General features: G+C 61.0%; 19 protein-coding genes and 1 riboswitch. Of the genes, 7 read left to right on the forward strand and 12 right to left on the reverse strand.

Going from position 1 to position 23,760, the window contains the following annotated elements; all coding sequences use genetic code 11:
• The first annotated feature begins 27 nt into the window (after window positions 1–27).
• Entirely contained in the window at window positions 28–774 is a 747-nt protein-coding gene (locus tag LIX91_RS10825; protein WP_004409450.1) for an RsiV family protein, read from the forward strand.
• Here the strand turns inward: LIX91_RS10825 and cytX are convergent.
• Both cytX and thiC read right to left on the reverse strand, forming a co-directional pair.
• A complete protein-coding gene (cytX, locus tag LIX91_RS10830; RefSeq protein ID WP_103689900.1) occupies window positions 743–2,032 on the reverse strand; it encodes a putative hydroxymethylpyrimidine transporter CytX in 1,290 nt (429 codons plus the stop codon). The two genes, LIX91_RS10825 and cytX, sit on opposite strands and share 32 nt — an antisense overlap.
• A 534-nt stretch (window positions 2,033–2,566) precedes the next feature.
• Window positions 2,567–4,456 carry a phosphomethylpyrimidine synthase ThiC gene (gene thiC / locus LIX91_RS10835; protein ID WP_003414443.1) on the reverse strand — a complete coding sequence of 630 codons (1,890 nt, stop codon included), beginning with the start codon at window positions 4,454–4,456 and terminating at the stop codon, window positions 2,567–2,569.
• A 154-nt stretch (window positions 4,457–4,610) separates the two neighbouring features.
• Window positions 4,611–4,715, reverse strand: a riboswitch (TPP riboswitch).
• A gap of 167 nt (window positions 4,716–4,882) precedes the next feature.
• On the opposite strand from thiC, the gene LIX91_RS10840 reads away from it, so the two are divergent.
• Window positions 4,883–6,322, forward strand: coding sequence for a TolC family outer membrane protein (locus LIX91_RS10840; RefSeq protein WP_226488470.1), 1,440 nt, complete (start codon window positions 4,883–4,885; stop codon window positions 6,320–6,322).
• A 134-nt stretch (window positions 6,323–6,456) separates the two neighbouring features.
• On the opposite strand, the gene waaA is transcribed toward LIX91_RS10840, so the two are convergent.
• Window positions 6,457–7,737, reverse strand: a complete 1,281-nt coding sequence (gene waaA, locus LIX91_RS10845; RefSeq protein WP_103696041.1) for a lipid IV(A) 3-deoxy-D-manno-octulosonic acid transferase — start codon at window positions 7,735–7,737, stop codon at window positions 6,457–6,459.
• Between the two features lie 69 nt (window positions 7,738–7,806).
• Between waaA and LIX91_RS10850 the strand changes: the two genes are divergently transcribed.
• The 4 genes from LIX91_RS10850 to LIX91_RS10865 are packed head-to-tail and all read left to right on the forward strand — an operon-like array spanning window position 7,807 to window position 11,168.
• Window positions 7,807–8,139: an SMR family transporter gene (locus LIX91_RS10850; RefSeq protein WP_003346798.1), complete on the forward strand. Its 333-nt coding sequence runs from the start codon at window positions 7,807–7,809 to the stop codon at window positions 8,137–8,139.
• A gap of 48 nt (window positions 8,140–8,187) precedes the next feature.
• Window positions 8,188–9,363 carry an NAD(P)/FAD-dependent oxidoreductase gene (locus LIX91_RS10855; protein WP_057445396.1) on the forward strand — a complete coding sequence of 392 codons (1,176 nt, stop codon included), beginning with the start codon at window positions 8,188–8,190 and terminating at the stop codon, window positions 9,361–9,363.
• Complete coding sequence (locus LIX91_RS10860) at window positions 9,360–10,175, forward strand: aldo/keto reductase (protein ID WP_003414435.1); 816 nt, start codon at window positions 9,360–9,362, stop codon at window positions 10,173–10,175. Before LIX91_RS10855 ends, LIX91_RS10860 begins: the two co-directional genes overlap by 4 nt.
• A gap of 36 nt (window positions 10,176–10,211) precedes the next feature.
• Window positions 10,212–11,168 carry a metal ABC transporter ATPase gene (locus LIX91_RS10865; protein WP_226488471.1) on the forward strand — a complete coding sequence of 319 codons (957 nt, stop codon included), beginning with the start codon at window positions 10,212–10,214 and terminating at the stop codon, window positions 11,166–11,168.
• A gap of 85 nt (window positions 11,169–11,253) precedes the next feature.
• On the opposite strand, the gene hldE is transcribed toward LIX91_RS10865, so the two are convergent.
• On the reverse strand, window positions 11,254–12,678 hold the full coding sequence (gene hldE, locus LIX91_RS10870) for a bifunctional D-glycero-beta-D-manno-heptose-7-phosphate kinase/D-glycero-beta-D-manno-heptose 1-phosphate adenylyltransferase HldE (RefSeq protein ID WP_032702576.1): 1,425 nt from the start codon (window positions 12,676–12,678) through the stop codon (window positions 11,254–11,256).
• A 272-nt stretch (window positions 12,679–12,950) separates the two neighbouring features.
• A complete protein-coding gene (gene msbA, locus LIX91_RS10875; protein WP_004409436.1) occupies window positions 12,951–14,753 on the reverse strand; it encodes a lipid A export permease/ATP-binding protein MsbA in 1,803 nt (600 codons plus the stop codon).
• 115 nt (window positions 14,754–14,868) lie between these two features.
• Between msbA and LIX91_RS10880 the strand changes: the two genes are divergently transcribed.
• A complete protein-coding gene (locus LIX91_RS10880) occupies window positions 14,869–15,507 on the forward strand; it encodes a toluene tolerance protein (protein ID WP_003414428.1) in 639 nt (212 codons plus the stop codon).
• Window positions 15,508–15,556: 49 nt separating this feature from the next.
• On the opposite strand, the gene LIX91_RS10885 is transcribed toward LIX91_RS10880, so the two are convergent.
• From LIX91_RS10885 to LIX91_RS10915, 7 genes are read right to left on the reverse strand one after another with little or no spacing between them, the layout of a single operon-like run.
• Window positions 15,557–16,726, reverse strand: coding sequence for a membrane protein (locus tag LIX91_RS10885; protein WP_032702575.1), 1,170 nt, complete (start codon window positions 16,724–16,726; stop codon window positions 15,557–15,559).
• Window positions 16,716–17,489, reverse strand: a complete 774-nt coding sequence (locus tag LIX91_RS10890) for a glycosyltransferase family 2 protein (RefSeq protein WP_003414424.1) — start codon at window positions 17,487–17,489, stop codon at window positions 16,716–16,718. Before LIX91_RS10890 ends, LIX91_RS10885 begins: the two co-directional genes overlap by 11 nt.
• Window positions 17,490–17,520: 31 nt before the next feature.
• Entirely contained in the window at window positions 17,521–18,477 is a 957-nt protein-coding gene (locus LIX91_RS10895) for a glycosyltransferase (RefSeq protein WP_003414423.1), read from the reverse strand.
• 30 nt (window positions 18,478–18,507) lie between these two features.
• The gene (locus tag LIX91_RS10900) at window positions 18,508–19,917 is read right to left on the reverse strand and encodes a PIG-L family deacetylase (RefSeq protein WP_032702574.1); all 1,410 of its coding nucleotides are present in this window, start codon (window positions 19,915–19,917) and stop codon (window positions 18,508–18,510) included.
• On the reverse strand, window positions 19,914–20,810 hold the full coding sequence (locus LIX91_RS10905) for an antimicrobial resistance protein Mig-14 (protein ID WP_100072802.1): 897 nt from the start codon (window positions 20,808–20,810) through the stop codon (window positions 19,914–19,916). The genes LIX91_RS10900 and LIX91_RS10905 overlap by 4 nt, the downstream gene beginning before the upstream one ends.
• A complete protein-coding gene (locus LIX91_RS10910) occupies window positions 20,810–21,940 on the reverse strand; it encodes a glycosyltransferase (protein WP_004409426.1) in 1,131 nt (376 codons plus the stop codon). Before LIX91_RS10910 ends, LIX91_RS10905 begins: the two co-directional genes overlap by 1 nt.
• The gene (locus LIX91_RS10915) at window positions 21,924–23,681 is read right to left on the reverse strand and encodes a carbamoyltransferase (RefSeq protein ID WP_003414415.1); all 1,758 of its coding nucleotides are present in this window, start codon (window positions 23,679–23,681) and stop codon (window positions 21,924–21,926) included. Before LIX91_RS10915 ends, LIX91_RS10910 begins: the two co-directional genes overlap by 17 nt.
• Window positions 23,682–23,760: the final 79 nt, after the last annotated feature.

Raw genomic sequence — 23,760 nt, forward strand, 5'->3', positions numbered from 1 at the left:
CCTTTACTGACACTGCCAAGGATCAACATGTCGTTATTGAGGATCACTTCACTGGCTTGCCTGGCCCTGTTGCTCGGCGCCTGCCAAAGCCTCTTCACGCCCAACATGCGCACACCGCTGCAAGTCCAGCGCGATGCTTCCGAGCTGATCAAGCCGGGCTGCACCACGACCGACTGCCCGTTGGTGAACATCGATACCGTGCACTTCCCCGATGAGCCGCGCCTGGACGCCATCGTTCAGAAGACGTTGCTGCAACTGACCGTTGCCGACAGCAGCGCATCGCCGCCTGCGTCGATCAAAGCCTATCAGGAACAGTTCCTGAGTCAGGCCCAGGGTCGCAACGCCAGCTATCTGCAGGCCAAGGTACGCGAGCAGCATGACGGTATCGTAGTGGTCGAACTGTCCAGCTATCTGGAGACCGGCGGTGCCCACGGCAACCCGGGTCGGGCGTTCATCAACTATTCGCGTCAGCAGCAGAAAGTCCTGACCCTGGCTGACATGATCATCCCGGGCAAGGAAAGCGAGTTCTGGCAGAAAGCCCAACTGGCCCACCAGGGCTGGCTGGTATCGACCAAGATGAATGAAGACAGCGAGTTCATGAAGACCTGGCCGTTCAAGCGCACGCCCCACATTGCGCTGACCTACGGTGCAGTGATCCTCAAGTACTCGGTCGATACCATCGCGCCGTATTCGATGGGTCACATCGAGCTGAAGATTCCTTATCCGCAGCTCAATGGCATCCTCAAGCCGGAACTGTTCCCCGGCCGCGGTTGATCGCACTGCCGATCAGCAGCTGCAACACGCCAGCGACAATGAGCGCTGGCAGTGTTGCGCCCACTTCAGGATAAAGATTGGCCAGCAGATGATAGGTGCTGAGCCCGCCGAGCCACGCCAGCAGGCTCATCCAGCGCAAACCGCCCTCCGCTACCTGACCACTGCGACCACGCAGAATGAAATGGTCAACCAGCACGACGCCGAACAGTGGCGCGAATACCGAGCCGATCAATAACAGAAAGTTCTGATACTGCGCCAACGGTGCCAGACAGGCGATCAGCGTACAGACCACGCCAATCGCCAATGCCAGATGCTCGACTTTGATGCGTGACAGCAGAGCACTGGAGACTGCAGCCGAGTGAATATCGGCGAACGCATTTTCCGTCTCGTCCAGCAGAATCAGGAGCAGCGGGATACCCAGACCTGCGCCGGCCAGTGCCAGCAGCAAGGCATTGACCTCGCCGCTCGGGGCGAACGCCAGGGTGTAGGCGACGCCCAGGCTCATCAGCCAGAAGTTGCCGATGAAAAAGCCGGCAGCCGTGCCGCCGAAGACACTTTTCGCGCGCTGCCCGAAGCGTGAGTAGTCGGCAATCAGCGGCAGCCACGACAGCGGCATGGCGATGGCAATGTCGAATCCCGAGGCAAACGGCAGCGAACCATCGCCGGAGGTTGCCCACAGCGCGGGCAGATCAGCCTTGGCCAGCAGGTTCCAGGTCAGCCATGCACACGCCGTCAAGAGTATCCACAGGCCCCACTTGCGCAGAAACCGGCGCACGAAGGTCAAGGGTCCGCTGACGGCCAACAGCGTGGCCAGTGCGCCGAACAACAGCGTCCAGAGCAGCGGACTGCTCCACAGGCTGCCCTCTGCAAAGGCCCGAGCGCCGAGCAGACTGGCTGCGTCGCGCATGACGATGATCTCGAACGAGCCCCAACCGATCAGTTGCAGCAGGTTCAATACCGCGGGCAGCGACGCGCCCTTGCTGCCCAGGCTGAGCTTGAGCGCGGCCATGGACGACAGGCCGGTATCGCTCCCGATCACGCCGACGCTGGCGAGCAGCAAGACGCCCACCAGCGTGCCGAGGAAGATCGCCAGCATCGAGCCGGACATGCCCAGCCCCGGCGCCAGCAAGGCTCCGGTCTGCAACACCATCAGACCGATGCCGAGGGAAAACCACAGGGAAAACAGATCCCGCCCGCCGAACACGCGCTGGCTGGCGGGGACGGGGGTGTCGGGAGAATAGGTGCCGGGTGTATTCACAGGGGTGTCTCGTGTGGAAAGTCTAGGAACCGGGTGCAGCGGCACTGCACCTTCAGAATCGGACGTAGAGCACACTTCTGGCCGTAGGCCGTGGGAGCGAACTTGTTCGCGAAAGGGTCGTTACATCCGCTGAAGATGTATCGCCCGGAATAAAGCTTTCGCGAACAAGTTCGCTCCTACGCCCTTCGGGCAGAAGCCAAGCCCTTTCGCCAACAATGCGGATCGCCGCCCCGGTCGCTCCTACGCCCTTCGGGCAGAAGCGTGCTCTGCGTCCGATGCATCGCTATGCACAAGTCCGCTTCGGCTTCTGGCCGTAGGCCGTAGGCCGTGGGAGCGAACTTGTTCGCGAAAGGGTCGTTACATCCGCTGAAGATGTATCGCCCGGAATAAAGCTTTCGCGAACAAGTTCGCTCCTACGCCCTTCGGGCAGAAGCCAAGCCCTTTCGCGAACAATGCGGATCGCCCCCCCGGTCGCTCCTACGCCCTTCGGGCAGAATCAAAGCGGAACTGTGTATAACGACGGGCTATCGCCCTTTACACCTTCTTGTACAACTGGCTGCCTTCCTGCTTGAAGCGCTCGGCCTGTTCGGCCAGTCCCTTGGCGACGTCGACGTCTACCGCCTCGATGCGCTGATTGGCGGCGTACTCGCGGACTTCCTGAGTGATCTTCATCGAGCAGAATTTAGGCCCGCACATGGAGCAGAAATGCGCGACCTTGGCCGAATCCTTGGGCAGGGTTTCGTCGTGGTACGAACGCGCAGTGTCCGGGTCCAGGCCGAGGTTGAACTGGTCTTCCCAGCGGAACTCGAAACGCGCCTTGCTCAAGGCGTTGTCGCGGATCTGCGCACCCGGATGGCCTTTGGCAAGGTCCGCCGCATGGGCTGCGATCTTGTAGGTGATGATCCCGGTTTTGACATCATCCTTGTTCGGCAACCCCAGATGTTCCTTGGGCGTGACGTAACACAGCATGGCGCAGCCGAACCAGCCGATCATGGCCGCCCCGATGCCCGAGGTGATGTGGTCGTAACCCGGCGCGATGTCGGTGGTCAGCGGGCCAAGGGTGTAGAACGGCGCTTCGTCGCAGCACTCCAGTTGTTTGTCCATGTTCTCCTTGATCAACTGCATCGGCACATGGCCGGGGCCTTCGATCATGGTCTGCACATCATGCTTCCAGGCAATCTTGGTCAGTTCGCCCAGCGTTTCCAGCTCACCGAACTGCGCCGCATCGTTGGCATCGGCAATCGAGCCCGGACGCAGACCATCGCCCAGCGAGAAGCTGACGTCGTAGGCCTTCATGATTTCGCAGATGTCTTCGAAATGGGTGTAAAGGAAGTTTTCCTTGTGGTGCGCCAGGCACCATTTGGCCATGATCGAACCGCCACGGCTGACGATACCGGTGACACGCTTGGCGGTCAGCGGCACGTAACGCAGCAGCACTCCGGCGTGGATGGTGAAGTAATCGACGCCCTGCTCGGCCTGCTCGATCAGCGTGTCGCGGAACAGCTCCCAAGTCAGGTCCTCGGCTGCACCCCCCACTTTTTCCAGTGCCTGATAGATCGGCACCGTACCGATCGGCACCGGCGAATTGCGGATGATCCACTCGCGGGTTTCATGAATGTGCTTGCCGGTGGACAGGTCCATGACCGTGTCCGAGCCCCAGCGGATGCCCCAGGTCAGCTTGGCGACTTCCTCTTCGATGGAAGAGCCCAGTGCGCTGTTGCCGATGTTGCCGTTGATCTTCACCAGGAAGTTGCGACCGATGATCATCGGCTCAAGCTCGACGTGGTTGATGTTGGCCGGAATGATCGCGCGGCCCCGGGCAATCTCTTCACGCACGAACTCGGCAGTGATTTCTTTCGGAATGCTCGCGCCAAAGCTGTGCCCGGCATGTTGCTGGGTCAGCAGACCTGCGGCGCGGGCTTCCTGGAGCTTCATGTTCTCGCGGATGGCGACGTATTCCATCTCGGCGGTGATGATGCCCTGACGCGCATAGTGCATCTGGCTGACGTTGGCGCCGGCCTTGGCCCGGCGCGGGTTGCGCACATGGGCAAAGCGCAGCGCGGTGAGTTCGGCATCGCTCAGGCGTTGCTGGCCGAAGTTGGAACTCAGGCCCGGCAGACGCTCGGTGTCATTGCGCGAGTCGATCCATGGCGAACGCACGTCAGCCAGGCCTTTGCGCACGTCGATGATCACATTGGGGTCGGTGTAGGGGCCGGAGGTGTCATAGACCGTGACCGGGGCGTTGATCTCGCCGCCAAAGTCAGTCGGGGTGACATCCAGGGTGACTTCGCGCATCGGCACGCGGATGTCCGGGCGCGAGCCCTGAACGTAGATTTTCTGCGAACGGGTAAACGGCTGTACCGATCCGGAATCGACCTGCGCCGACTCACTCAAATGGGCTGCGTTTTTTGCTTTTATACTCATCACGGCTCTCCAGACATCCAGTTGCGGATTTATTGTCGGAGTGACCTGACATGACGGACGGGTGCACCAGTGCTGGTGCTGAGTAGCGAAAGGAGGCGAAACTGTTCATTATTTGAACAATCGACCCCGGACGGTACTCAAGAGGACTCGCCGGGAGACGAGAAATCTTGTTCCCTACGCAGGCGCTAACCTGATCAGGTTCAACGGGATCCGGTTTAACCGATCTCAGCCTCATAGCAAGGCACCCCGACAAGAACGCCGCCAGTCTATGACGGGGTGCCGTCGCAACGCCAGCCTATTTGCACGGGGCTCGATAAATGGCGCAAATCGACGATTGTTGCCAAAAGCGTCTGGCTCTACACTCCCTAGCCCGGTTTCTCTTCAACCCGAACTGTAATTATTTTCTTCATGAACAGGGAATGCCTCATGTTGCGCAAACTTTCGTTGGTCGTGGCTGTTTCGTTTGCGTCCAGCGGGTTGACCTGGGCAGCCGAATTGCCGATGCCAACGCAGACAGGGCTGTTGAGCGTTTATCAGCAGGCTGTGGACAACAACGCCGACCTCGCAGCCTCGCGCGCCGACTACGATGCACGCAAGGAAGCCGTGCCGCAGGCCCGCGCCGGTTTGCTGCCGAATATTTCCGGTAGCGCCCAGAACAGCAGCACCCGAACCAGCATCGATCAGCCCAGAGCCGTGGCCACCCGCAGCGGCAACCTCTACCAGGCCACGCTGAGCCAGCCAATCTTCCGCGCCGACCGCTGGTTCCAGTTGCAGGCTGCCGAAGCGAGCAACGAACAGGCGGCACTTGAGCTGTCGGCTACCGAGCAGAATCTGATCCTGCAATCGGCGCAAAGCTATTTCAGCGTACTGCGTGCACAGGACAATCTGGCCTCGACCAAGGCCGAGGAAGCGGCCTTCAAGCGCCAACTGGATCAGGCCAACGAGCGCTTCGATGTCGGCCTGTCGGACAAGACCGATGTACTGCAGGCGCAGGCCAGCTTTGACACGTCACGCGCCAGCCGACTCATTGCCCAGCGTCAGGTGGACGATGCCTTTCAGGCGCTGGTGACGCTGACTAACCGCGAATACAACTCGATCGAAGGCATCGTGCATACCCTGCCGGTGCTGGCACCGACGCCCAATGACGCCAAGGCCTGGGTCGATACCGCCGCGCAGCAGAACCTCAATCTGCTGGCCAGCAACTACGCAGTCAATGCCGCCGAAGAAACCCTGCGTCAGCGCAAGGCCGGACACGCACCGACGCTCGATGCCGTGGCGACCTATCAGCGTGGCGATAACGACGCACTGGGTTTCAGCAACCCCAACTACACCGGCCGCAATTACGGCGGCGACGTCGAGCAGCGCAGCATCGGCGTGCAGTTGAATATCCCGATCTACAGCGGCGGGCTGACCAGCTCACAGGTACGCGAAGCCTATGCGCGCCTTAGCCAGAGCGAGCAACGCCGTGAAAGCCTGCGTCGTCAGGTGGTGGAAAACACGCGCAACCTGCATCGCGCGGTGAACACCGATGTGGAGCAGGTTCAGGCCCGCAAGCAATCGATCATTTCCAACCAGAGCGCGCTGGAGGCCACTGAAATCGGTTATCAGGTCGGCACCCGCAACATCGTCGACGTGCTGGATGCGCAACGCCAGCTGTATGCCTCGGTGCGGGACTACAACAACACGCGTTACGACTACATCCTCGACAACCTGCGCCTCAAGCAGGCAGCAGGCACCCTGAACCCGGGCGACCTGCAGGACCTGTCGCGCTACCTGAAGGCCGACTACAACCCGGACAAGGACTTCCTGCCGCCGGACCTGGCGACTGCCGCGCAGAAGAACTTCGAGCGACCTGCAAAGCGCTGACAGGTGACGCAGAGCGTCACGAAATGCATTCCTACGCTGGAGCGTGAGGAACGATAGGTGTCTGGACGAGCTCAACTATCGTACCCATGCTCCGCGTAGGTATGCCGTTCCGGACGCTCCGCGTCCTCCCCGACTCAGCGCCTGCTCATCAACCGCCCGATCCCGTCGAGCAGGCGTTGCAGCGCGCCCTGATTGGCCTTCATCACCGCAAGCCCGGCATCGGCCATGTTGCGCGCCTGCTGCGGCTGGTCGAAAAGACCCTGCACGGCGGCGGCCAGCGCTGCTGCATCGTTGACCTCTTGCAACGCACCGGCCTTGCGCAGCATGGCGGCGATCTCGAGGAAGTTGAACAGGTGCGGGCCGCTAAGTACCGGCATGGCCAGTGCTGCAGGCTCCAGCAGGTTGTGCCCGCCGTTGGGCACCAGGCTGCCGCCAACGAACGCGATGTCAGCCAGCGCATAGAGAAACAGCAATTCCCCCATGGTATCGCCCATCAGCACCGAGACGTCAGGCGTGACAGCCTGCGCGGAGGAGCGCCTTACCGTCGCAAACCCCTGTTGCTGACACAACGCATGCACGCTGTCGAAACGTTCGGGGTGGCGCGGCACCAGAATCAGCAGCGCATCGGGGTGACTGGTCAGTAACGTGCGATGAGCCGCCAGCACGCTTTCATCCTCGCCCGCATGTGTGCTGGCCGCGATCCAGACCGGACGCTGCGTGGTCTGCCATTGTTCACGCTGCTGGGCGGCACGCTGCAGAAGTTGCGGGTCGATGCTCAGGTCGAACTTGATCGAGCCGGTCACCGACACGCACTCGGGGCGTGCGCCCAAATCACGAAAGCGCTGCGCCTCAGCTTCAGTCTGCACCGCGAACCAGGCCATTTCCGCGAGCATCGGTCGCGTCAGCCCGGCAAAGCGCGCGTAACCCCGCGCCGAACGCTCCGACAGCCGCGCATTGGCGAGCACCACAGGAATACCGCGCAGGGAACACTGATGGATGTGGTTGGGCCACAGCTCGGTCTCCATAATGATCCCCAGCCGTGGCTGTACCTGATCGAGAAAACCAGCGGCCGCCCACGGCAGGTCGTAGGGCAGGTAGCAATGCTGAATTCGCGGCTCACTGGCGAACAGCGCCTTGATTCGCTCCGAACCTGTGGGCGTCATGCAAGTCACAGTGATCGGCAATTGCGGATATTGCACCAGCAGCGACCGAATCATCGGCGCTGCGGCGATGCTTTCACCCACCGACACCGCATGCACCCAGATACCGCCCCGCTGCATGACCGGCAAGCCGCGGGCGAAGCGCTCGCCGATGCGCTGGCGATACGCCGGAGCCTTGCGCGCACGCAACCACAGACGCAGGGCAACCAGCGGCAGGCCGAGATGAAACAGTACGGTATAAAGAGTTCTATTCATGGGCGCGGAGTTTATCAGCCCGCCATCACAAGTCGCTAGAATGCGCAGCCTGACGAAAAGGAATGCACCATGAACGCTTATTACCTGTTGGCTATCGCCGTTTGCGCGGAAGTCATCGCCACCACGTCCATGAAAGCCGTGAAGGGTTTCAGCACCCCGCTGCCCCTGGTGCTGTTGATTACCGGCTATGCGATCGCGTTCTGGATGCTGATTCTGGTGATGCGCACGATCCCGGTGGGCATCACTTACGCCATCTGGTCGGGCATGGGCATCGTCATGGTGAGCATCGCGGCGTTCTTCATCTACGGCCAGAAACTCGACCTGCCAGCGCTGCTGGGCATGGGCATGATCGTGGCAGGCGTGGCAGTCATTCAGCTGTTCTCGAAAACCGCCGGGCATTGAAAACCCGATCCTTTATAATGCTGGTACTTTTCGCTCACTGAGGTGCTCATGCCATCGGTTATTTCCACTGACGTGCTGATTGTCGGGGCTGGCGTAGCCGGTCTCTGGCTCAATGCCCGGTTGCGTCGTCAAGGGTTCTCGACAGTGCTGGTAGAAAGCGCCAGCCTGGGTGGCGGGCAAAGCCTCAAGTCTCAGGGGATCATCCACGGCGGCGCCAAGTACGCGCTGCATGGCGCGCTGTCGGGTGCCTCCGAAGCCATTGCCGACATGCCGCGCCGCTGGCGTGAGGCCCTCGATGGCAAGGGCGAGCTGGACCTGTCCGGTGTACGCCTGCTGTCCGAGGCCCATTACCTGTGGTCGCCAGGCACCATCGCCGGCAACCTCACCAGTTTCTTCGCCAGCAAGGCCGTGCGCGGTCGCGTGGATCAGGTCAAAGGCGAGCAACTGCCGCCAGCCCTGCAAAACCCCAAATTCAAAGGCAAGGTCTATCGACTGGCCGAGCTGGTGGTCGATGTACCCAGCCTGATCGGGCGGCTTGCCGAGCTGGCCGGTGACAGCCTGCTGGCCGGTCAGCACATCGAGCCGCTCTTCGAGGGCGATGAACTGATCGGTCTGCGCGTCGATGGTCGCGATATCCATGCGCAGCGCATCGTGCTCAGTGCCGGCGGCGGCAATGCCGACCTGCTGAACTCACTGGGCGTGTCGCAACCGCAGATGCAGCGCCGCCCGTTGCACATGGTGCTGGTCAAGGGGCCGACCTTGAAGCCGCTGTACGCTCATTGCCTGGGTGGCGGGCCCAAGCCTCGCATCACCGTGACCACGCACCCGGCCGCAGATGGCCAGTGGGTGTGGTATCTGGGTGGCGATCTGGCCGAAGCCGATGGCGTGGCGCGCCAACCGGACGCGCAGATCGCCGTCGCGCGCAAAGAGCTTGAGGCGCTGCTGCCGTGGGTCGACCTGAGTCAGGCGCAGTGGGCGACCCTGCGTGTTGATCGTGCCGAGCCGGCTCAATCAGGGCTGGTGCGCCCGGACAACGCCTTCCTCGACAGCCAGCAACGCCTGATGATCGGCTGGCCGACCAAGCTGGCACTGGCACCGGACTTCGCCGACCGGGTCCTGTCGCAGCTGTCCAGAGACGGCATCCACCCGACCCCGCAAGCTGCGCTGAGCGATGTGCCACGGCCTCCGATGGCCATACCTGTCTGGGATGAACTGCTGCCATGAGCCTGAAAACCCTGCACGATCTGCATCGCCCGCTGGGCAGTACCGGCCTGAATGTATCGCCGCTGGGGCTGGGCACCGTCAAACTGGGGCGCGACCAGGGCGTCAAATACCCCAGCGGCTTCAAGATTCCCGATGACCAGCAGGCGCAGATGCTGCTGCGCATGGCCCGCGACATGGGCATCAACCTGATCGACACGGCCCCCGCCTACGGCACCAGCGAAGAGCGCCTCGGGCCGCTGCTGCGCGGTCAGCGCCAGGACTGGGTAATCGTCAGCAAGGTTGGCGAGGAATTCGTCAACGGCCAGTCGAGCCATGACTTCAGCGCCGCGCATACACGCACATCGGTCGAGCGCAGCCTGAAACGTCTTGAAACTGACTTTCTCGATCTGGTTCTGGTGCATTCGGACGGCAACGATCTGGCGATCCTCAACGACGCCGAGGTGTATCAGACACTCGCCGACCTCAAGCGCGAAGGCAAGATTCGCGGCTTCGGCTTTTCCGGCAAGACCGTCGAAGGCGGCCTGCTGGCGCTGCGTGACGGTGACTGCGCAATGGTCACTTACAACCTCAACGAGCAGGATGAAAAACCGGTACTGGATTACGCGCAGGCTCATGGCAAAGGCATTCTGGTGAAGAAAGCGCTGGCCAGTGGTCATGTCTGCCTGACACCCGGCATGGACCCGGTCCACGCCAGTTTCCAGCTACTGTTTGAACATCCGGCGGTTGCCAGTGCTATTGTCGGCACCATCAACCCGTTGCACCTGGCACACAACGTTGCAACTGCCGCTGCCGTGATTTGCCGTCAAGCCTGATTGAGGCGGCCGACCCCAACGCAAGAAGGAGCCGTTATGCCGCGAACACTGATCCGGAAGAATCCCAGCAACTTCAAGACCCTGCCGCTGTTTGTCGAGGCCACTGCGGAAAGCATGAGCTACCAGAGTGTCGGCATGCCAATGAACTTCGCGCAGACCTTGCAGCGGCGGCGCAAGATCGACGTGCCGGACACCGAACGTTTCTCCACCGAACTGGCCAATCTGGGGGTCTCCGTTCGCCTGACCGTCAGTTGGCAGAATCGCGATTACTGGGTGCTGGTTCGCCAGCGTCGTCAGGATCGCGGCGACGTCGTGCTCAAGCTGATCTCGGGTTATGTCCCGGCCCATGAGCTGACACTGCCGCTGCACACCGCGATTCAGGAAGTGGCCGAAGAGTGCCTGATCGAAACACCGCAGGGCTGGCTCAGCGGACTGTTCAAGGAGACCTGGCTGCCTGCGCCCTACGCCGCCGCGCTGCACTATCGCGAGGCCATGCCCTTTCGCCTGAGCCCCCTCTCCGGCGCCGCGAGACCGGTGCGAACCGGCAGCCTGACCCTGCTGGAACGTCCACGGGCCTATGTGCATTTGCCCACGGCGTCCTTGCAACTGATTTACGACATGCGCCTGGAAATCCCCAAGGAGGCGCGCCCGGTCAGCCTTTTCCATGTCGACGAAGCTCTGGAAAACGATCAACTGGTCGCCCGCCTCAACCGCAGCAAACCTGACCTGTACCTCATGCCGCTGGAGAATGGCGCGCCCCTGCCCGAGCTGTACACGCTCAAACGCGACAAGCTGATCCCGGCCGGTACAAGAGGGCTGTACCTGGCCGAGAGTTTCGCCGCGCAGGATGGCTGGGTGGTGCGTGAAGAGCGGATTCGCTGGAAAGACTGGCTGCGTCAGCAGGGCATGGCCCCACCGGCGAAGAAGTCAGGGCTGAAACGCCTGACCGGCAAGGCGCGAGAGCTGTTGCACTCCATTAGTGGCAAGCTGTAAGCCTCAAGCCTCAAGCCTTTTGATTTGATCTGCTTTGGCTTGCAGCTTGCAGCTTGCAGCTTGCAGCTAACCCCTACCCCTACCCCTACCCCTGCCCTCGAATCTTTTCGACGATCGCGGTGGTAGAGCTGTTTTCCACCAGCCCCAGCACACGCACTTCGCCGCCGTACGCCTGAACGATATCGGCACCGACCACCTGATCGACACCGTAATCACCACCCTTGACCAGCACGTCGGGCTTGACGTGGGTCAGCAGGTTTTCCGGGGTTCCTTCCGGGAAGCTGATGACCCAGTCCACGGCCCCCAGGCCGGCCAGCACCGCCATGCGCCGCTCAACGCTGTTGATCGGTCGACCTGGCCCTTTCAGGCGGCTGACGGACGCATCGTCGTTGACGGCAACGATCAGGCGATCACCCAAGGCGCGCGCCTGCTCCAGATAGGTCACATGACCGGCGTGGAGAATGTCGAAGCAACCGTTGGTGAAAACGATCTTTTCCTTGTGCGCGCGTGCATCATCGACCGCCAGCAGCAGTTGCTCCAGACCCAGCACGCCACGCTCGGAGCCTTCTTCACGCTGAATGGCCCGGCGCAGCTCGGGTGCGCTGATGGCCGCGGTACCCAGCTTGCCGACCACGATGCCCGCGGCCAGATTGGCCAGCGCCACCGCATGCGGCAACTCTTCGCCGGCAGCGATCGCTGCCGCCAGGGTTGAAATCACCGTATCACCAGCACCGGTCACATCGAACACTTCGCGGGCACGGGCCGGCAGGTGCAGCGCCTGCTGATCAGGGCGCAGCAAGGTCATGCCATGCTCGCCACGGGTCACCAGCAGCGCGCCGAGATCGAGCTCCTGCATCAACTGCGCACCCTTGGTGACCAGTTGTGCCTCATCAACACAATGGCCGACGATGGCCTCGAATTCGCTGAGGTTCGGTGTGATCAGGCTAGCACCGCGATAGATCGCGAAATCCTTGCCCTTGGGGTCGGCCAGCACCGGAATGCCGCGCTTGCGGGCGGCCTGAATCAGCGCCTGATGGTTTTTCAGTGCGCCCTTGCCGTAATCCGACAGGACCAGCACCTTGATGCCATCCAGCAAGCTGTAGACCTCTGCGCTCAGGGCCAGCGGGTCGGTCCTGAACGGTTCTTCGAAATCGATACGCAACAATTGCTGGTGGCGACTCATGACACGCAGTTTGACGATGGTCGGCTGATCGGCGATGCGCTGAAAGCGCGCCAGCACACCAGCAGCCTTGAGGCTGTTGGTCAGACTCTCGGCAGCTTCGTCATCCCCCGTCACACCGACCAACGAGGCGGGTGCGCCCAGCGCAGCGATGTTCAAGGCCACGTTGGCAGCGCCACCCGGACGGTCCTCGATCTGATCGACCTTGACCACAGGCACTGGCGCTTCAGGGGAAATACGCGAGGTACCACCATGCCAGTATCTGTCGAGCATGACATCGCCCACCACCAGGACAGGGGCCTGATCAAAGCGCGGCATGGATAGCTTCATGGAACAACCCGTACTTGAAAAATGGACAGGGGCGGAATCTTAGCACAGGGGTTTGCAACCGACAGGCTGTTGAATCACGCCGCTCAAAAGGCAGGCGGACCGCCTGGGTCCGCCCGGTGAAAGTCAGGTCAGACAGCGCCGATCCAGAGTGTGTAAAAACGTCACGAGCGAAGGCAAGACAAGGCAAAAACAGGCGAAAAAGCGGAGTCTAGGTGTTCTAAATGAGCATTTTTCGCCTGTTTTTAACGCAGTATTGCCAAGCGTAGTAGTTTTCACACAGTCTGGACAGGAGCCGGCTCGTCCAGCCCCATGGCATGCAGGCGGGCGTAATAGCCGTTCTGCGCCAGCAGCTCCGAGTGCGTACCGCGTTCGACGATCTGCCCGGCGTCCATGACCAGAATCAGGTCGGCCTTCTCGATGGTCGAAAGGCGGTGGGCGATGACCAGCGTGGTACGGCCCTTCATGACGTGATCCAGCGCCGCCTGAATGTGCCGCTCGGACTCGGTGTCCAGCGCCGAGGTGGCTTCGTCGAGAATCAGCAACGGGGCGTTCTTGAGCAGCGCGCGGGCAATGGCCAGACGCTGGCGTTGACCGCCGGACAGCAGCACACCGTTTTCGCCCACCTGGGTATCGAAACCCTGCGGCAACTGATCGATGAATTCCTTGGCGTACGCATCAGCGGCAGCCGCTTCGATGTCGGCACGCGGCGCGCCAGCCAGATCGCCGTAGGCAATGTTGTTGGCAATCGTGTCATTGAACAGCGTGACGTTCTGATTGACCTGAGCGATGTGCCTGCGCAGGTTACGCAAGCGATAATCGTTGATCTCGACGCCATCGAGCAGGATGTTGCCCATGTCGTGCCCGTAGAAACGCGGGATCAGGTTGGCCAGGGTCGACTTGCCGCTGCCGGAGCGTCCTACTAAGGCAATCATCTGTCCCGGCGCGGCGGAGAAACTGATGTCGTTCAACACCTGACGCGCCGTCTGCGGGTAGAAGAAGCTGAGGTTCTTCACCTCGAGGTGGCCGGTCACGCGCTCACGCTCGATGGTGCCGGTGTCGACTTCCTCTTCCACATCCAGCTGTTCGAAGATGCTCTCGGCACCGGCGACGCCCTTCTGGATCGTGGAGCTGACTTCCGACAGCTGACGAATCGGCTTGGGCAGCAGGCCCGCAGCGGTGATGTAGGCGACCAGATCACCCGCAGTCGCTTCACCACGCAGGAACAGCACCAGGAACATCAGCACCGCCATGGCGCTGTAGATCACCAGTTGCAGCATCGGCGTGTAGATGGCGCCGGTCTTGGTCATGCGCAACTGCTTTTTGGTGTTGCTGTTGCTGGCCTGGGCAAAGCGCGCCTGCTCGTAGGACTCGCCACCGAAGCTGCGGACTACGCGATAGCCCTGAATGGTTTCCGAGGCAACATGCGTGACATCACCCATCGCCACCTGGATCTTCTTGCTCTGCTTGCGAAATTTCTTGCTCGCGGTGCCGACCATGACGGCAATCAACGGCAAAATCGCGAGCATCACCAGCGTCAGCTTCCAGTTCATCATCAGCAGATAGATGAACAGGAACACCACGGTCAGGCCTTCGCGAATGACCACCTTGATGGCATCGGTGGCAGCGCCGGTCACCATCGTGACGTTGAAGGTGATACGTGAGATCAGATGACCGGAGTTGGTCGTGTCGAAGTAACGATTGGGCAGCACCAGCAGCTTGTTGAACAGCTCTACGCGCAAATCATGCACCAGCCCGAGGGAAACCTTGGCCAGGAAATAGTTGCCCAGAAACGAACCCAGCCCCTGCCATGCGGCGATCAGCACGATCAGCAGCGGCACGGCCTGCAACAGCTGCAACTCGCGCAGATAAGGGACATTGGGGAACAGCACCGCTTCAGGATTGGTCAGGCCGTCGACGAAATATTTCAGGATGCCGGCGAGCATCGGCTGGGTCGAGGCGAAGATCACGAAACCAATGATGCTGAGCAGGAAAATGCCCACATACGGACGCACATAAGACAACAGGCGGAAATAGATTTTCACGCTGGAGGTTGTGGACGATTCGGAAGTTGTCATGAGAATCCGTCGTGTTAAAAAGAGGCCGAATTGTATCACAGCGGTTTTCGCGGCTGCCTGCTGCGGTAACATAGGCGGCTCGTCCATTCCCAAGGGCGTAAAAACCGGAGTATCGATGCAAGCGCTTGACCACGCCCATTACCTTGAACGGGTTCAAGGTGCCGAAGTACTTGAAGCCGACGGTACGGGCGACAAAGTACTCCGTCTGCGTGACGGCTCCATGCTGAAATTGTTTCGGCGCAAACGCCTTGTCAGCTCCGCAGCCTGGTACCCCTACGCGCAGCGCTTCGCAGACAACTGTGAAACGCTGGCCAAACGCGGCATTCCCTGCCCGCGCATACGCTCGGTCAGCCGCATCGCCGAGATCGAGCGCGATGCCGTGCATTATGATCCGCTGGCCGGCTTCACCCTGCGCCAGCTGCTGGGCAGTGCGGTGGCCGACGACAAGCTGCGCAGGCAACTGGGAAGCTTCATTGCCGGGTTGCACGAAAAGGGCATCTACTTTCGCTCGGCCCATCTTGGCAACGTGATCCTCACGCCCGAAGGCAGCCTCGGCCTGATTGACATCGCCGACATGAAAACCTATCGCCGCGCCTTGCGCAAAAGCCTTCGCTTGCGCAACTTCAAACACATGCTGCGCTATCAGGAAGACCGCCAATGGCTGCTGGACAACGGCAACCCGGCCTTCCTCGATGGCTACATGAGCGCGCAGACCCTCTGCGACACCTCTGAACTGGCCCAGGCTGTTCAATAAACCTGCCCCATGAAAAATGGCCGCTTTCGAAGCGGCCATTTTTTTGATGCTATTGCTGCTGCCTGAGTCGATGCGTCTGCACCACTCGCCCGAGCACCATGGTCGCCGGTAACAGCACCAGCACCCAGAGCTCGTCGGGATTGCCGACCAGCTGGCCGCCGTCGAAGTTAAGCATGACCAGCGCACACACCAGGTAAAGACCCCAGGCATCGCCGTTGCGCACCGCGTCCCACAGCGTCATCGCCATCACGACCAGAAACATCACCAGCGAAGCGGCACCGGTATACAGCCCCAGCGACACGAAAATATTGTGCGGGTGCTGGATCGGTATGCCGCCCGTCAGGGTCTGGGTCGTGTAGAAATCCACACCACAGCCGAGCATCCAGCCACAGCGACGCCATTCACCGGTCATGATTTCAAACAGCTCGATGCGGTAAGAATCACCTCTGACCATCAGCAGGGCGACCCATTGTTCATCCTTGACGAACCAGAAGGCGGCTGCCGCCACGACGCCCAGTGCCAACAAGGCCACGATCGTGCGTAGCGGGAAACGGTAGAGCGAATAGGCGGTGCAGACGGCAAACAGGACGGCGCAACCCACCAGCGCAGTGCGTGTCTGTACGACAAAGGCGGTTATCACCAGCGTGACGAAGACGGCGCAGACGGCCTCGACCCAGCGACGCTCTTTTGCCCACAGCGGCATGGCCAACGCGAGGCTGCAGACCAGCCAGGCACTGGCGTAGATCACGTTTTCCATTCGCCCCGGCAAAATCGCCACACGCTGGCCGAACTCGAACTGCCCGGTCACCCAGCTGTGAATACTGCTGAGCAGGATGTACAGGCACAGCGCCCAGAACATACTGCGCACGAAGACCCCGCGCCTGAAGAAGCCGTTGTCGGTGATCCCCGCCACGACAAAGACAAACAGGCTGACATAGATGATGTGCTTGTAATACTGGAACTCCTGCGCCTGTAGCGCCGGGACCAGAAAGCAAGCCATGAACACCGCCCAGGCAATGCCCAGAGGCTTGGCAAACACGCCAGCGGCTCGGTACTTGATCAGAAAGAACAAGCCCGGCAGCGCCGTGAATGCATAAAACAGGTTATTGGTGATCTTGGCTGAGGGGTTGAGGATGAAGCTCAGCAGGAAGATGACGATGGCAGCCGTGAAGTACTGCTGTACTTTGCTGCCGGGCACTCTTATCGGGTCAACTGACATTATTAAGCAACCAACCTGCTACTAGGCCAGCGAGCACAGCGACGATCAGCTTGATGCGATCCCGACGTTTGCGACGCTGTTTATCAAGCCGCTCCTGCGGCACCTCCACGTGCTCACCAAACCCGGTGTGCAACACGGCATCATTTTCCAGAATCAGAGCGTAACGGTTTTGCGCAGCGAATAATTGTGAAAGTTTCTTCTCGCCACCGTGTTCGGCATAAGGCGCATGCTGCAGGTAATCAGCCAGGCGGCGCAGCCCCGGATTGAAGGAAAACCCCTGCCATTCCGGCTTGTGCGAGCCCAGTTTGTAAAACGGGATACCCTCGACCACTTCACGCTCGTTCAGGTAAACGTAAGGGCTGTGGATACGCAGATCATGATTGTAGCTGCGCAACCAGACTTGCAAGGCCTGAGGATCGTATTCCAGCAGCGTCATCGACTCTTCGATGAAGTGCGGACGGTAGAAATCCCAGTCGTCTTCGCAATGGAACACCCAGGACGTTTCGATCAGCGAATAGGCCGCATCGACAGAGCGCATCTGCCCCAGCTTGGGGTTGTTGATGATGAAGCGCGTATGCGGGTGCCAGTGCTCGGGAATGCAGGCCTGAACCCGATCATCGCCGGAGTCTTCGGTAATCAGCACATGGCGTATGGGCGCAGTGTTGAAATGGTCAAACGTTTCCAGGGTGCGCTTCAACAGGTCGAATCGACCACAACTGGTGACGACCAGCGTAATGTCGCTGTTTTCGCTGAATACCATCATTCGTTCCCAATCATTGAATATTCATAATTCCCTACCATCCCAATCGTGACCGCAGGCGATCGATCCAGCTCGCCGCCGGCATGCTGCGCAGTGGCGCATGCATGGCATCCACGATGGCTTTTCCAAGGGCATGGAATGTAAAGCGTTCCTCGACCAAAGTCTGCCCATTACGAGATATTTCACTGGCCAGTGTGACGTTATCGCGCAATTTCGCCAGCTTTTCGCGAAGTTCGGGAATGTCGCGATAGAGCACGATGTTGTGCATGTCGACAAAGCCCAGCGCGCGGTTTTCTTCAGCGCCCTGGTCGAAGGCAAGCAGCACGCAGCCGCACGCCATGGCCTCGAAATTCTTGATCATGTACTCGCCCATGCCCACGTCGGCACTGACGAAAAAACGGATGCGGTTCAGGGTGTCGCAATACTCTTCGCCGGACTTGGTCCGCGTGACGAGCAGATTCTCGACCTGGCCCAACTCGTCCAGTAACGCTTTGCGGCCGCTGTAGGCCACGCTGTTGGTGCTGCCCACGAAGGCCAGTTCGATGTCACGCTCGCGTGCCTGCAACTGCAGCAGGCTCTGGTCATAGCCCTTGGGCACAAACACCGCATCGAAGCCTTCCTGACGCAGACGCTCGCTGACCATGAACCCCGAACAGATCACCCGCGCCCAGGGCAGCTTGCGGTAGTGCGCGCTGAACTTGCCGGTGTATTTGCACGGAATGTAGTTCTGGTAGGCATCGTGTTCGAGGATGACCAGATTGGGAATCGTGCGGATGAAGCCGACCTGACGCACTTCCTGCTTGAAACGCAGGAAAAACACGATCCGGTCATAGCGGCTGACGTCCACCTCACGGCGGAAATAACCACGCAGGTTGCGTTGCTCCGCAGAGCTCAGCCAGCGCACTTCGCATTCACAATGTGCGGCGATGCCGTCATAGAGACGGTCCAGAATCGCACGCTGCTCTTTCTGGACCAGCAGTAGAACTTTCATGGTTTTCCTTGCAGTACTGCGCCTGCTGAATCAGAGATCACGGCTGCACCAGAACAACTCGTGTCGTCGCACCGCCTTGCGGAAGAATTCGTTTTCGCCCTCGGCCGGCCAGTGGCGACCGGCCAGAACGCGCTGCAGCGCACGGCGCACACGGCGCTTGAACGGCATCGGCGGCAGCAGGTCATGCATCATCCCCAGTGCCATGGCCTTGTCGCGTTGCGCGGCGACCGACAATTGCAGGCTGTACGGCACCAGCGGCAGCGTGGCATCGAATACCGGCGGCAGGCTGATGCCGCTGTAGGCATCGCCCATCGGCCAGCGGTCGTTGTCGTGCAGGTGATTGGCATAACCAAGCACCACGTCCGGCTGCCACTCGAGCCCGAGCAGGGCTTCACGCACCGCAGCCTGGGCGCAGATGTGATCGGGATGGGGGTCGATGGCAGGGTGCGGCATCACCACAACCTGCGGCCGGGCCTTGAGAATCAGCGCGCGCAGGTCGGCGAGCAGGTTGTTCCAGGTCGGCTGGCCGTTGTCGCCGGGCAATGGCAGGGTATTGAACTGACGGAACAGGCGGGTATCGGTCAGATCCGCCTCCCGCGAACCAATCGGCGTATCCGGCGCAGCCTGCATGGCAGGCAGTTGCAGGCAGAAATAGCCCAGTTGCACACACTGCGACTCGGGCACCCCGCCCCAGCGCGCCACGGCGATACTGTCCCAGGCCCGCAAGCGGCCTTTCATGCGCGCAGCTTCGGCGCGCTCCATGCCCATCTGCCGATAATGCTCGGCCTCGATCTCACCGGCGGTCAGCGTGATGATCCACGCTTCCTCGGCCTGACTGTACAGCCCGAAGGCGGCCAGCTCGGCATCGTCGGCGTGCGGTGCGATGACCATGACACGCTGTTTTCGCGCATCCGGCTGACGAAACAGCCAGAGCCGCGGCGTGCCGGCCAGACGGCAGCAACGCCCGCGCAGTTTCAGCACACCTGCGGCCAGCGGCTCGCCCAGCCCGGTGAGGTTCAGATAGCGCACACCGCAGACGCCACGCTCGAATGCCTGCTGGTCGTTGAGGCCCTGACCTTGCAGCTCGACCACGGGGTCGAGAAAACGCCCGAGCCAGGTGCTTTTGACCGTCAGCGCCAGTATCAGCGTCTCGTCGCCGTTCAGTTGCACAGCGGGGTCGATCAGCAACGTGCCGCCGTCCAGGCGTACGCCCGGCACTTCGCTGTCGGCAGCGAAGGTGTACTGATAGTCGTCAGACGGCGAATAGAACAGATGATCGGCGAACCAGGCCTCATGAGCGACCCAGGCACACACGGCCAGCAGCGGCGCCAGCCACCAGGCCACCAGCACGCCCACCGCGATCAACAGGAGCAGCCCACCCAGCAACGCCAGCCGCTTGTTACGGCGATGGCGTTTGAGCAATTGCTGCTTGCGACTCAAATCTGGAACACCGGAACGGGGTTGCACCATCGGTCCTTGTACTCGCGGTCGGCACGACCGAAGGAAAAACGCAGTGATTTGCCCAGTGCGCGGGCGTTCTCCCAGGCGGACTGGGTATTGACGAAGCTGAGCACGCTGCCCGGACTGAAATCACGGGTTTCGGGATCAACGCCACCGTTGACGTACTCGATGCTGACCCACTGCGGCGCTTCGACGCGATACACCAGCTGAATGGCAATCGGCGCATCGTTGAGAAACACCACCGAACCGATCAGCAGCTCGCGCAACAGTTCGATGACTTCGGCCTTGTGCCGGGCACCGGTCGCTTCGAAGCCCCAGCGCCGCTGAAACAGATCGCAGTACATACTCGCCAGTTCGGCGCTGCTGAACTCGCTGACAGGCCTTACCGTACCGCCGGCCTCTTCGAGCAAGCGAAGCTCACGACGCTGGTTGTAGCGAAATTTCTTGGACAGTTCTTCAGGCGTACGCGCCATCGCCAGGGATTCGGTCTGTGGTTTGAAGGTACTGACGCGGCCTTCGTTGAGCGACGACACATAGCGGGCCCGATGCCGGACCGGCACCTGGATATCATCGGCCACCGGCAGAATCAGCTCGGCATTACCCAGGTCGAACAACCCTTTCTTGCCGTGGCGCTTGAGCTCATCCTTGGACAGCGCCAGCGAGCGCCCCCAGGTGGCAATCGCCGCCTTCACTTCACCGCCCTGCTCCCAGGCCAGATAACGCACAGCGATGCCGGAAAAGGCCGACAGGCGCGCGACCACCAGCGGATGAGTAGCGACGCTGCCGCCAAACCGCTGCCAGGCCTGCTCGTAGGCAGCCGCATCGATCTGCACCCAGCCACGCTCGCGCCAGCCCTTGAATCGATTGAGCATCAGGCCCCCGCTGTCAGGCTGGAGACTTGTGGCAGACGCCAGAAGACATTACGCACAGCGTGATCGGAAAAACGCTCGCGCAAGCGCAGCAGCATGCGCTCGGCACAATCCTGACGTTGTTCGGCATCGAGGCCGGCCATGTGCACCAGGCCGTGTGCCAGGCTGTGCACATCACCGAGCGGGAACAGCAGGCCAACGTCTTCGACCACTTCCTTGGCGCCGCCGCATGAGGTTGCAACCAGCGGCACACCGGCGACCATCGCTTCCAGCAGGACCATGCCGAACGGTTCGTGGTCCGAGCTCAGGGCGAACACGTCGAAGGCCTTGAAGTAGCGGCGCGCGTCAGGCACTTGCCCAAGGAACAGCACCTGCGGGCCGATGCCCAGTTCCAGCGCCAGTGCCTTGAGATCTTCTTCCAGGCGACCCTTGCCGAGAATCACCAGTTGGCTGTTCTCGGGAAGATCGGGCAGCGCTTCGGCAAAACCGCGCAACAGCGTGGCCTGATCCTTGTCGGGATGCAGACGACCGACATTGGCGACGATCCAGGCCGACGCCGACAGGCCCAGCTCTGCGCGGGCATCTTCAGCGGAAAACTGACTGCCCTGCAGTTGCTCGACATCGATCCGGTTGTACAGCGTCTGAATGCGCTCGGCCGGCCACTTGGGCAGGCTGCTGCGCATGTCGTCGCGAACCGCGTCGGAAACACCGAGCAGGCTCAGGCGCTTGCGAAACAGGTTGGCGAACAGCTTGCGACTGCGCCGGTGGTAATCGCCGAACGCGTGATGCACACCGATCACCGGCAGCTTCGTTGCCAGCAGGGCGATGTACACCGGCTTGAAGCGGTGCGCGATGCAAAAGCTGAACGAGCGCGTCGCGGCGATCTTGCGCAGGTCACGGATGGCGCCCAGCTTCAGGCCACGAATGGCACTGGAGCTGTACTCCATGAACAGCACTTCGTCCGAACCACAGTCAGCGACGACATCCGGATCGGCGGCACCGGTCAGAAACACCGTCGTTACCCGATAGCCCTTGCCGGCGAACAGGCTGGCGTATTGCCGCGCGCAGTCCAGAAACGGCCCGTCATAGCCGTGGCAGAACTGCAGTACGTGACGTTCAACCGAGCGTGTCATAAGCCTCGACGCCCTCTTTTACCACCAGGATGTCTTCCATGATCAGGTACTCGAGGTCCGAGCCGAAGAACATGTTCAGCGCATCGGTCGGCGAGCAGATCATCGGTTCGCCACGGCGGTTCAGCGAGGTGTTCAGGGACACGCCATTGCCGGTCAGGTTTTCCAGCGCTTTCATCATGTCGTAGTAACGCGGGTTGTATTCGCGCTTGAGCACCTGGGCTCGGGAGGTGCCGTCTTCATGGACGACTTCCGGAACGCGGGTTTTCCACTCGTCGGCCACTTCGAAGGTGAAGGTCATGAACGGCGCCGGGTGATCGATCTTGATCATCTGCGGAGCGACGGTGTCGAGCATCGACGGGCAGAAAGGCCTCCAGCGCTCGCGAAACTTGATCTGATGGTTGATGCGGTCGGCCACACCGGTGACGCTCGGGCAACCGATGATGGAACGACCGCCCAGCGCACGCGGACCGAACTCCATGCGCCCCTGAAACCAGGCAACCGGGTTGCCCTTGACCATGATCTCGGCAATCCGCTCCGGCGTGTTGTCGATCTGGCGCCAGACCGGCTTGCTCGGGTGACGGGCACAGGCCGCGATCACGTCTTCGTTGCTGTACGCAGGGCCGAGGTAGACGTGTTCCATCTTCTCGACCGGCACACCGCGGGCGTGCGAAACATAGGCCGCAGCGCCCACCGCCGTACCGGCATCGCCGGACGCAGGCTGCACGAACAGCTCCTTGACTTCAGGACGGGCGATGATGCGCTGGTTGAGTTTGACGTTCAGCGCACAGCCACCGGCGAAAGCGATCTTGCCGGTTTCCTTGAGGATGTCACCCAGGTAGTGATCCATCATCTGCAGCGCGAGCTTTTCGAACAGCGCCTGCATGCTCGCGGCGTAGTGAATGTAAGGTTCATCGGCCACGTCGCCAACGCGTTTCGGGCCGAGCCATTCGATCAGCTTCGGCGAGAAATAGAAGCCCTTGCCGTTCTCTTTGTAGCGACGCAGGCCGATGACGTTGGCCAGCTCGGTATTGATGACCAGCTCACCATTCTCGAAGGTCGCCAGACGCGAAAAGTCGTATTTGCTGGCATCGCCGTACGGCGCCATGCCCATGACCTTGAATTCGCCGTCGAGCATCTCGAAACCGAGGAACTCGGTAATCGCGCCGTACAGGCCGCCCAGCGAATCCGGATCGAAGAATTCCTTGATCTTGTGGATCTTGCCGTTTTCGCCATAGCCGAAGAAGGTCGTGGCGTACTCACCTTTGCCGTCGATGCCCATGATCGCGGTTTTCTCGGTGAAACCGGAGCAGTGGTAGGCGCTGGAAGCGTGGGCCAGGTGGTGCTCGACCGGCTCGATCTTGATCTTCTTCGGATCGAAGCCCAGTTGCTCGAGGCACCAGACAATCTTGTTGCGGTAGCGCTTGTAACGGCGATTGCCCATCAGCAGCGCATCGAGGGCGCGATCCGGTGCGTACCAGTAACGCTTGGCGTAATGCCAGCGGGCCTTGCCGAACAGGCTGATGGGGGCGAACGGAATCGCGACCACGTCAACGTCCGAAGGCTTGATGCCTGCCTGTTCCAGACAGAACTTCGCCGACTCGTAGGGCATGCGGTTCTTTGCGTGCTTGTCACGAACGAAGCGCTCTTCTTCGGCCGCTGCTATCAGCTTGCCGTCGATATAAAGCGCTGCGGAAGGATCATGGCTAAGGGCGCCGGACAGGCCAAGGATCGTCAATGCCACTAGTGTCTAGCCTCTTTAGTCTGCATGCAGGCGCAGGGCGCCCGAGAAAAGGTGTGCCCCCGCACAGCGGGCTGAGGGC

It is taken from the genome of Pseudomonas sp. B20 (genome assembly GCF_020515755.1).
Classification (GTDB): domain Bacteria; phylum Pseudomonadota; class Gammaproteobacteria; order Pseudomonadales; family Pseudomonadaceae; genus Aquipseudomonas; species Aquipseudomonas syringae.

Excerpts from the sequence above, each read along its gene's own strand:
- LIX91_RS10825 (WP_004409450.1), top strand. The coding sequence starts at position 28 with ATGTCGTTATTGAGGATCACTTCACTGGCTTGCCTGGCCCTGTTGCTC.
- thiC (WP_003414443.1), bottom strand. The coding sequence starts at position 4,456 with ATGAGTATAAAAGCAAAAAACGCAGCCCATTTGAGTGAGTCGGCGCAG.
- LIX91_RS10840 (WP_226488470.1), top strand. The coding sequence starts at position 4,883 with ATGTTGCGCAAACTTTCGTTGGTCGTGGCTGTTTCGTTTGCGTCCAGC.
- waaA (WP_103696041.1), bottom strand. The coding sequence starts at position 7,737 with ATGAATAGAACTCTTTATACCGTACTGTTTCATCTCGGCCTGCCGCTG.
- LIX91_RS10850 (WP_003346798.1), top strand. The coding sequence starts at position 7,807 with ATGAACGCTTATTACCTGTTGGCTATCGCCGTTTGCGCGGAAGTCATC.
- LIX91_RS10855 (WP_057445396.1), top strand. The coding sequence starts at position 8,188 with ATGCCATCGGTTATTTCCACTGACGTGCTGATTGTCGGGGCTGGCGTA.
- LIX91_RS10860 (WP_003414435.1), top strand. The coding sequence starts at position 9,360 with ATGAGCCTGAAAACCCTGCACGATCTGCATCGCCCGCTGGGCAGTACC.
- LIX91_RS10865 (WP_226488471.1), top strand. The coding sequence starts at position 10,212 with ATGCCGCGAACACTGATCCGGAAGAATCCCAGCAACTTCAAGACCCTG.
- hldE (WP_032702576.1), bottom strand. The coding sequence starts at position 12,678 with ATGAAGCTATCCATGCCGCGCTTTGATCAGGCCCCTGTCCTGGTGGTG.
- msbA (WP_004409436.1), bottom strand. The coding sequence starts at position 14,753 with ATGACAACTTCCGAATCGTCCACAACCTCCAGCGTGAAAATCTATTTC.
- LIX91_RS10880 (WP_003414428.1), top strand. The coding sequence starts at position 14,869 with ATGCAAGCGCTTGACCACGCCCATTACCTTGAACGGGTTCAAGGTGCC.
- LIX91_RS10885 (WP_032702575.1), bottom strand. The coding sequence starts at position 16,726 with ATGTCAGTTGACCCGATAAGAGTGCCCGGCAGCAAAGTACAGCAGTAC.
- LIX91_RS10890 (WP_003414424.1), bottom strand. The coding sequence starts at position 17,489 with ATGATGGTATTCAGCGAAAACAGCGACATTACGCTGGTCGTCACCAGT.
- LIX91_RS10895 (WP_003414423.1), bottom strand. The coding sequence starts at position 18,477 with ATGAAAGTTCTACTGCTGGTCCAGAAAGAGCAGCGTGCGATTCTGGAC.
- LIX91_RS10905 (WP_100072802.1), bottom strand. The coding sequence starts at position 20,810 with ATGCTCAATCGATTCAAGGGCTGGCGCGAGCGTGGCTGGGTGCAGATC.
- LIX91_RS10910 (WP_004409426.1), bottom strand. The coding sequence starts at position 21,940 with ATGACACGCTCGGTTGAACGTCACGTACTGCAGTTCTGCCACGGCTAT.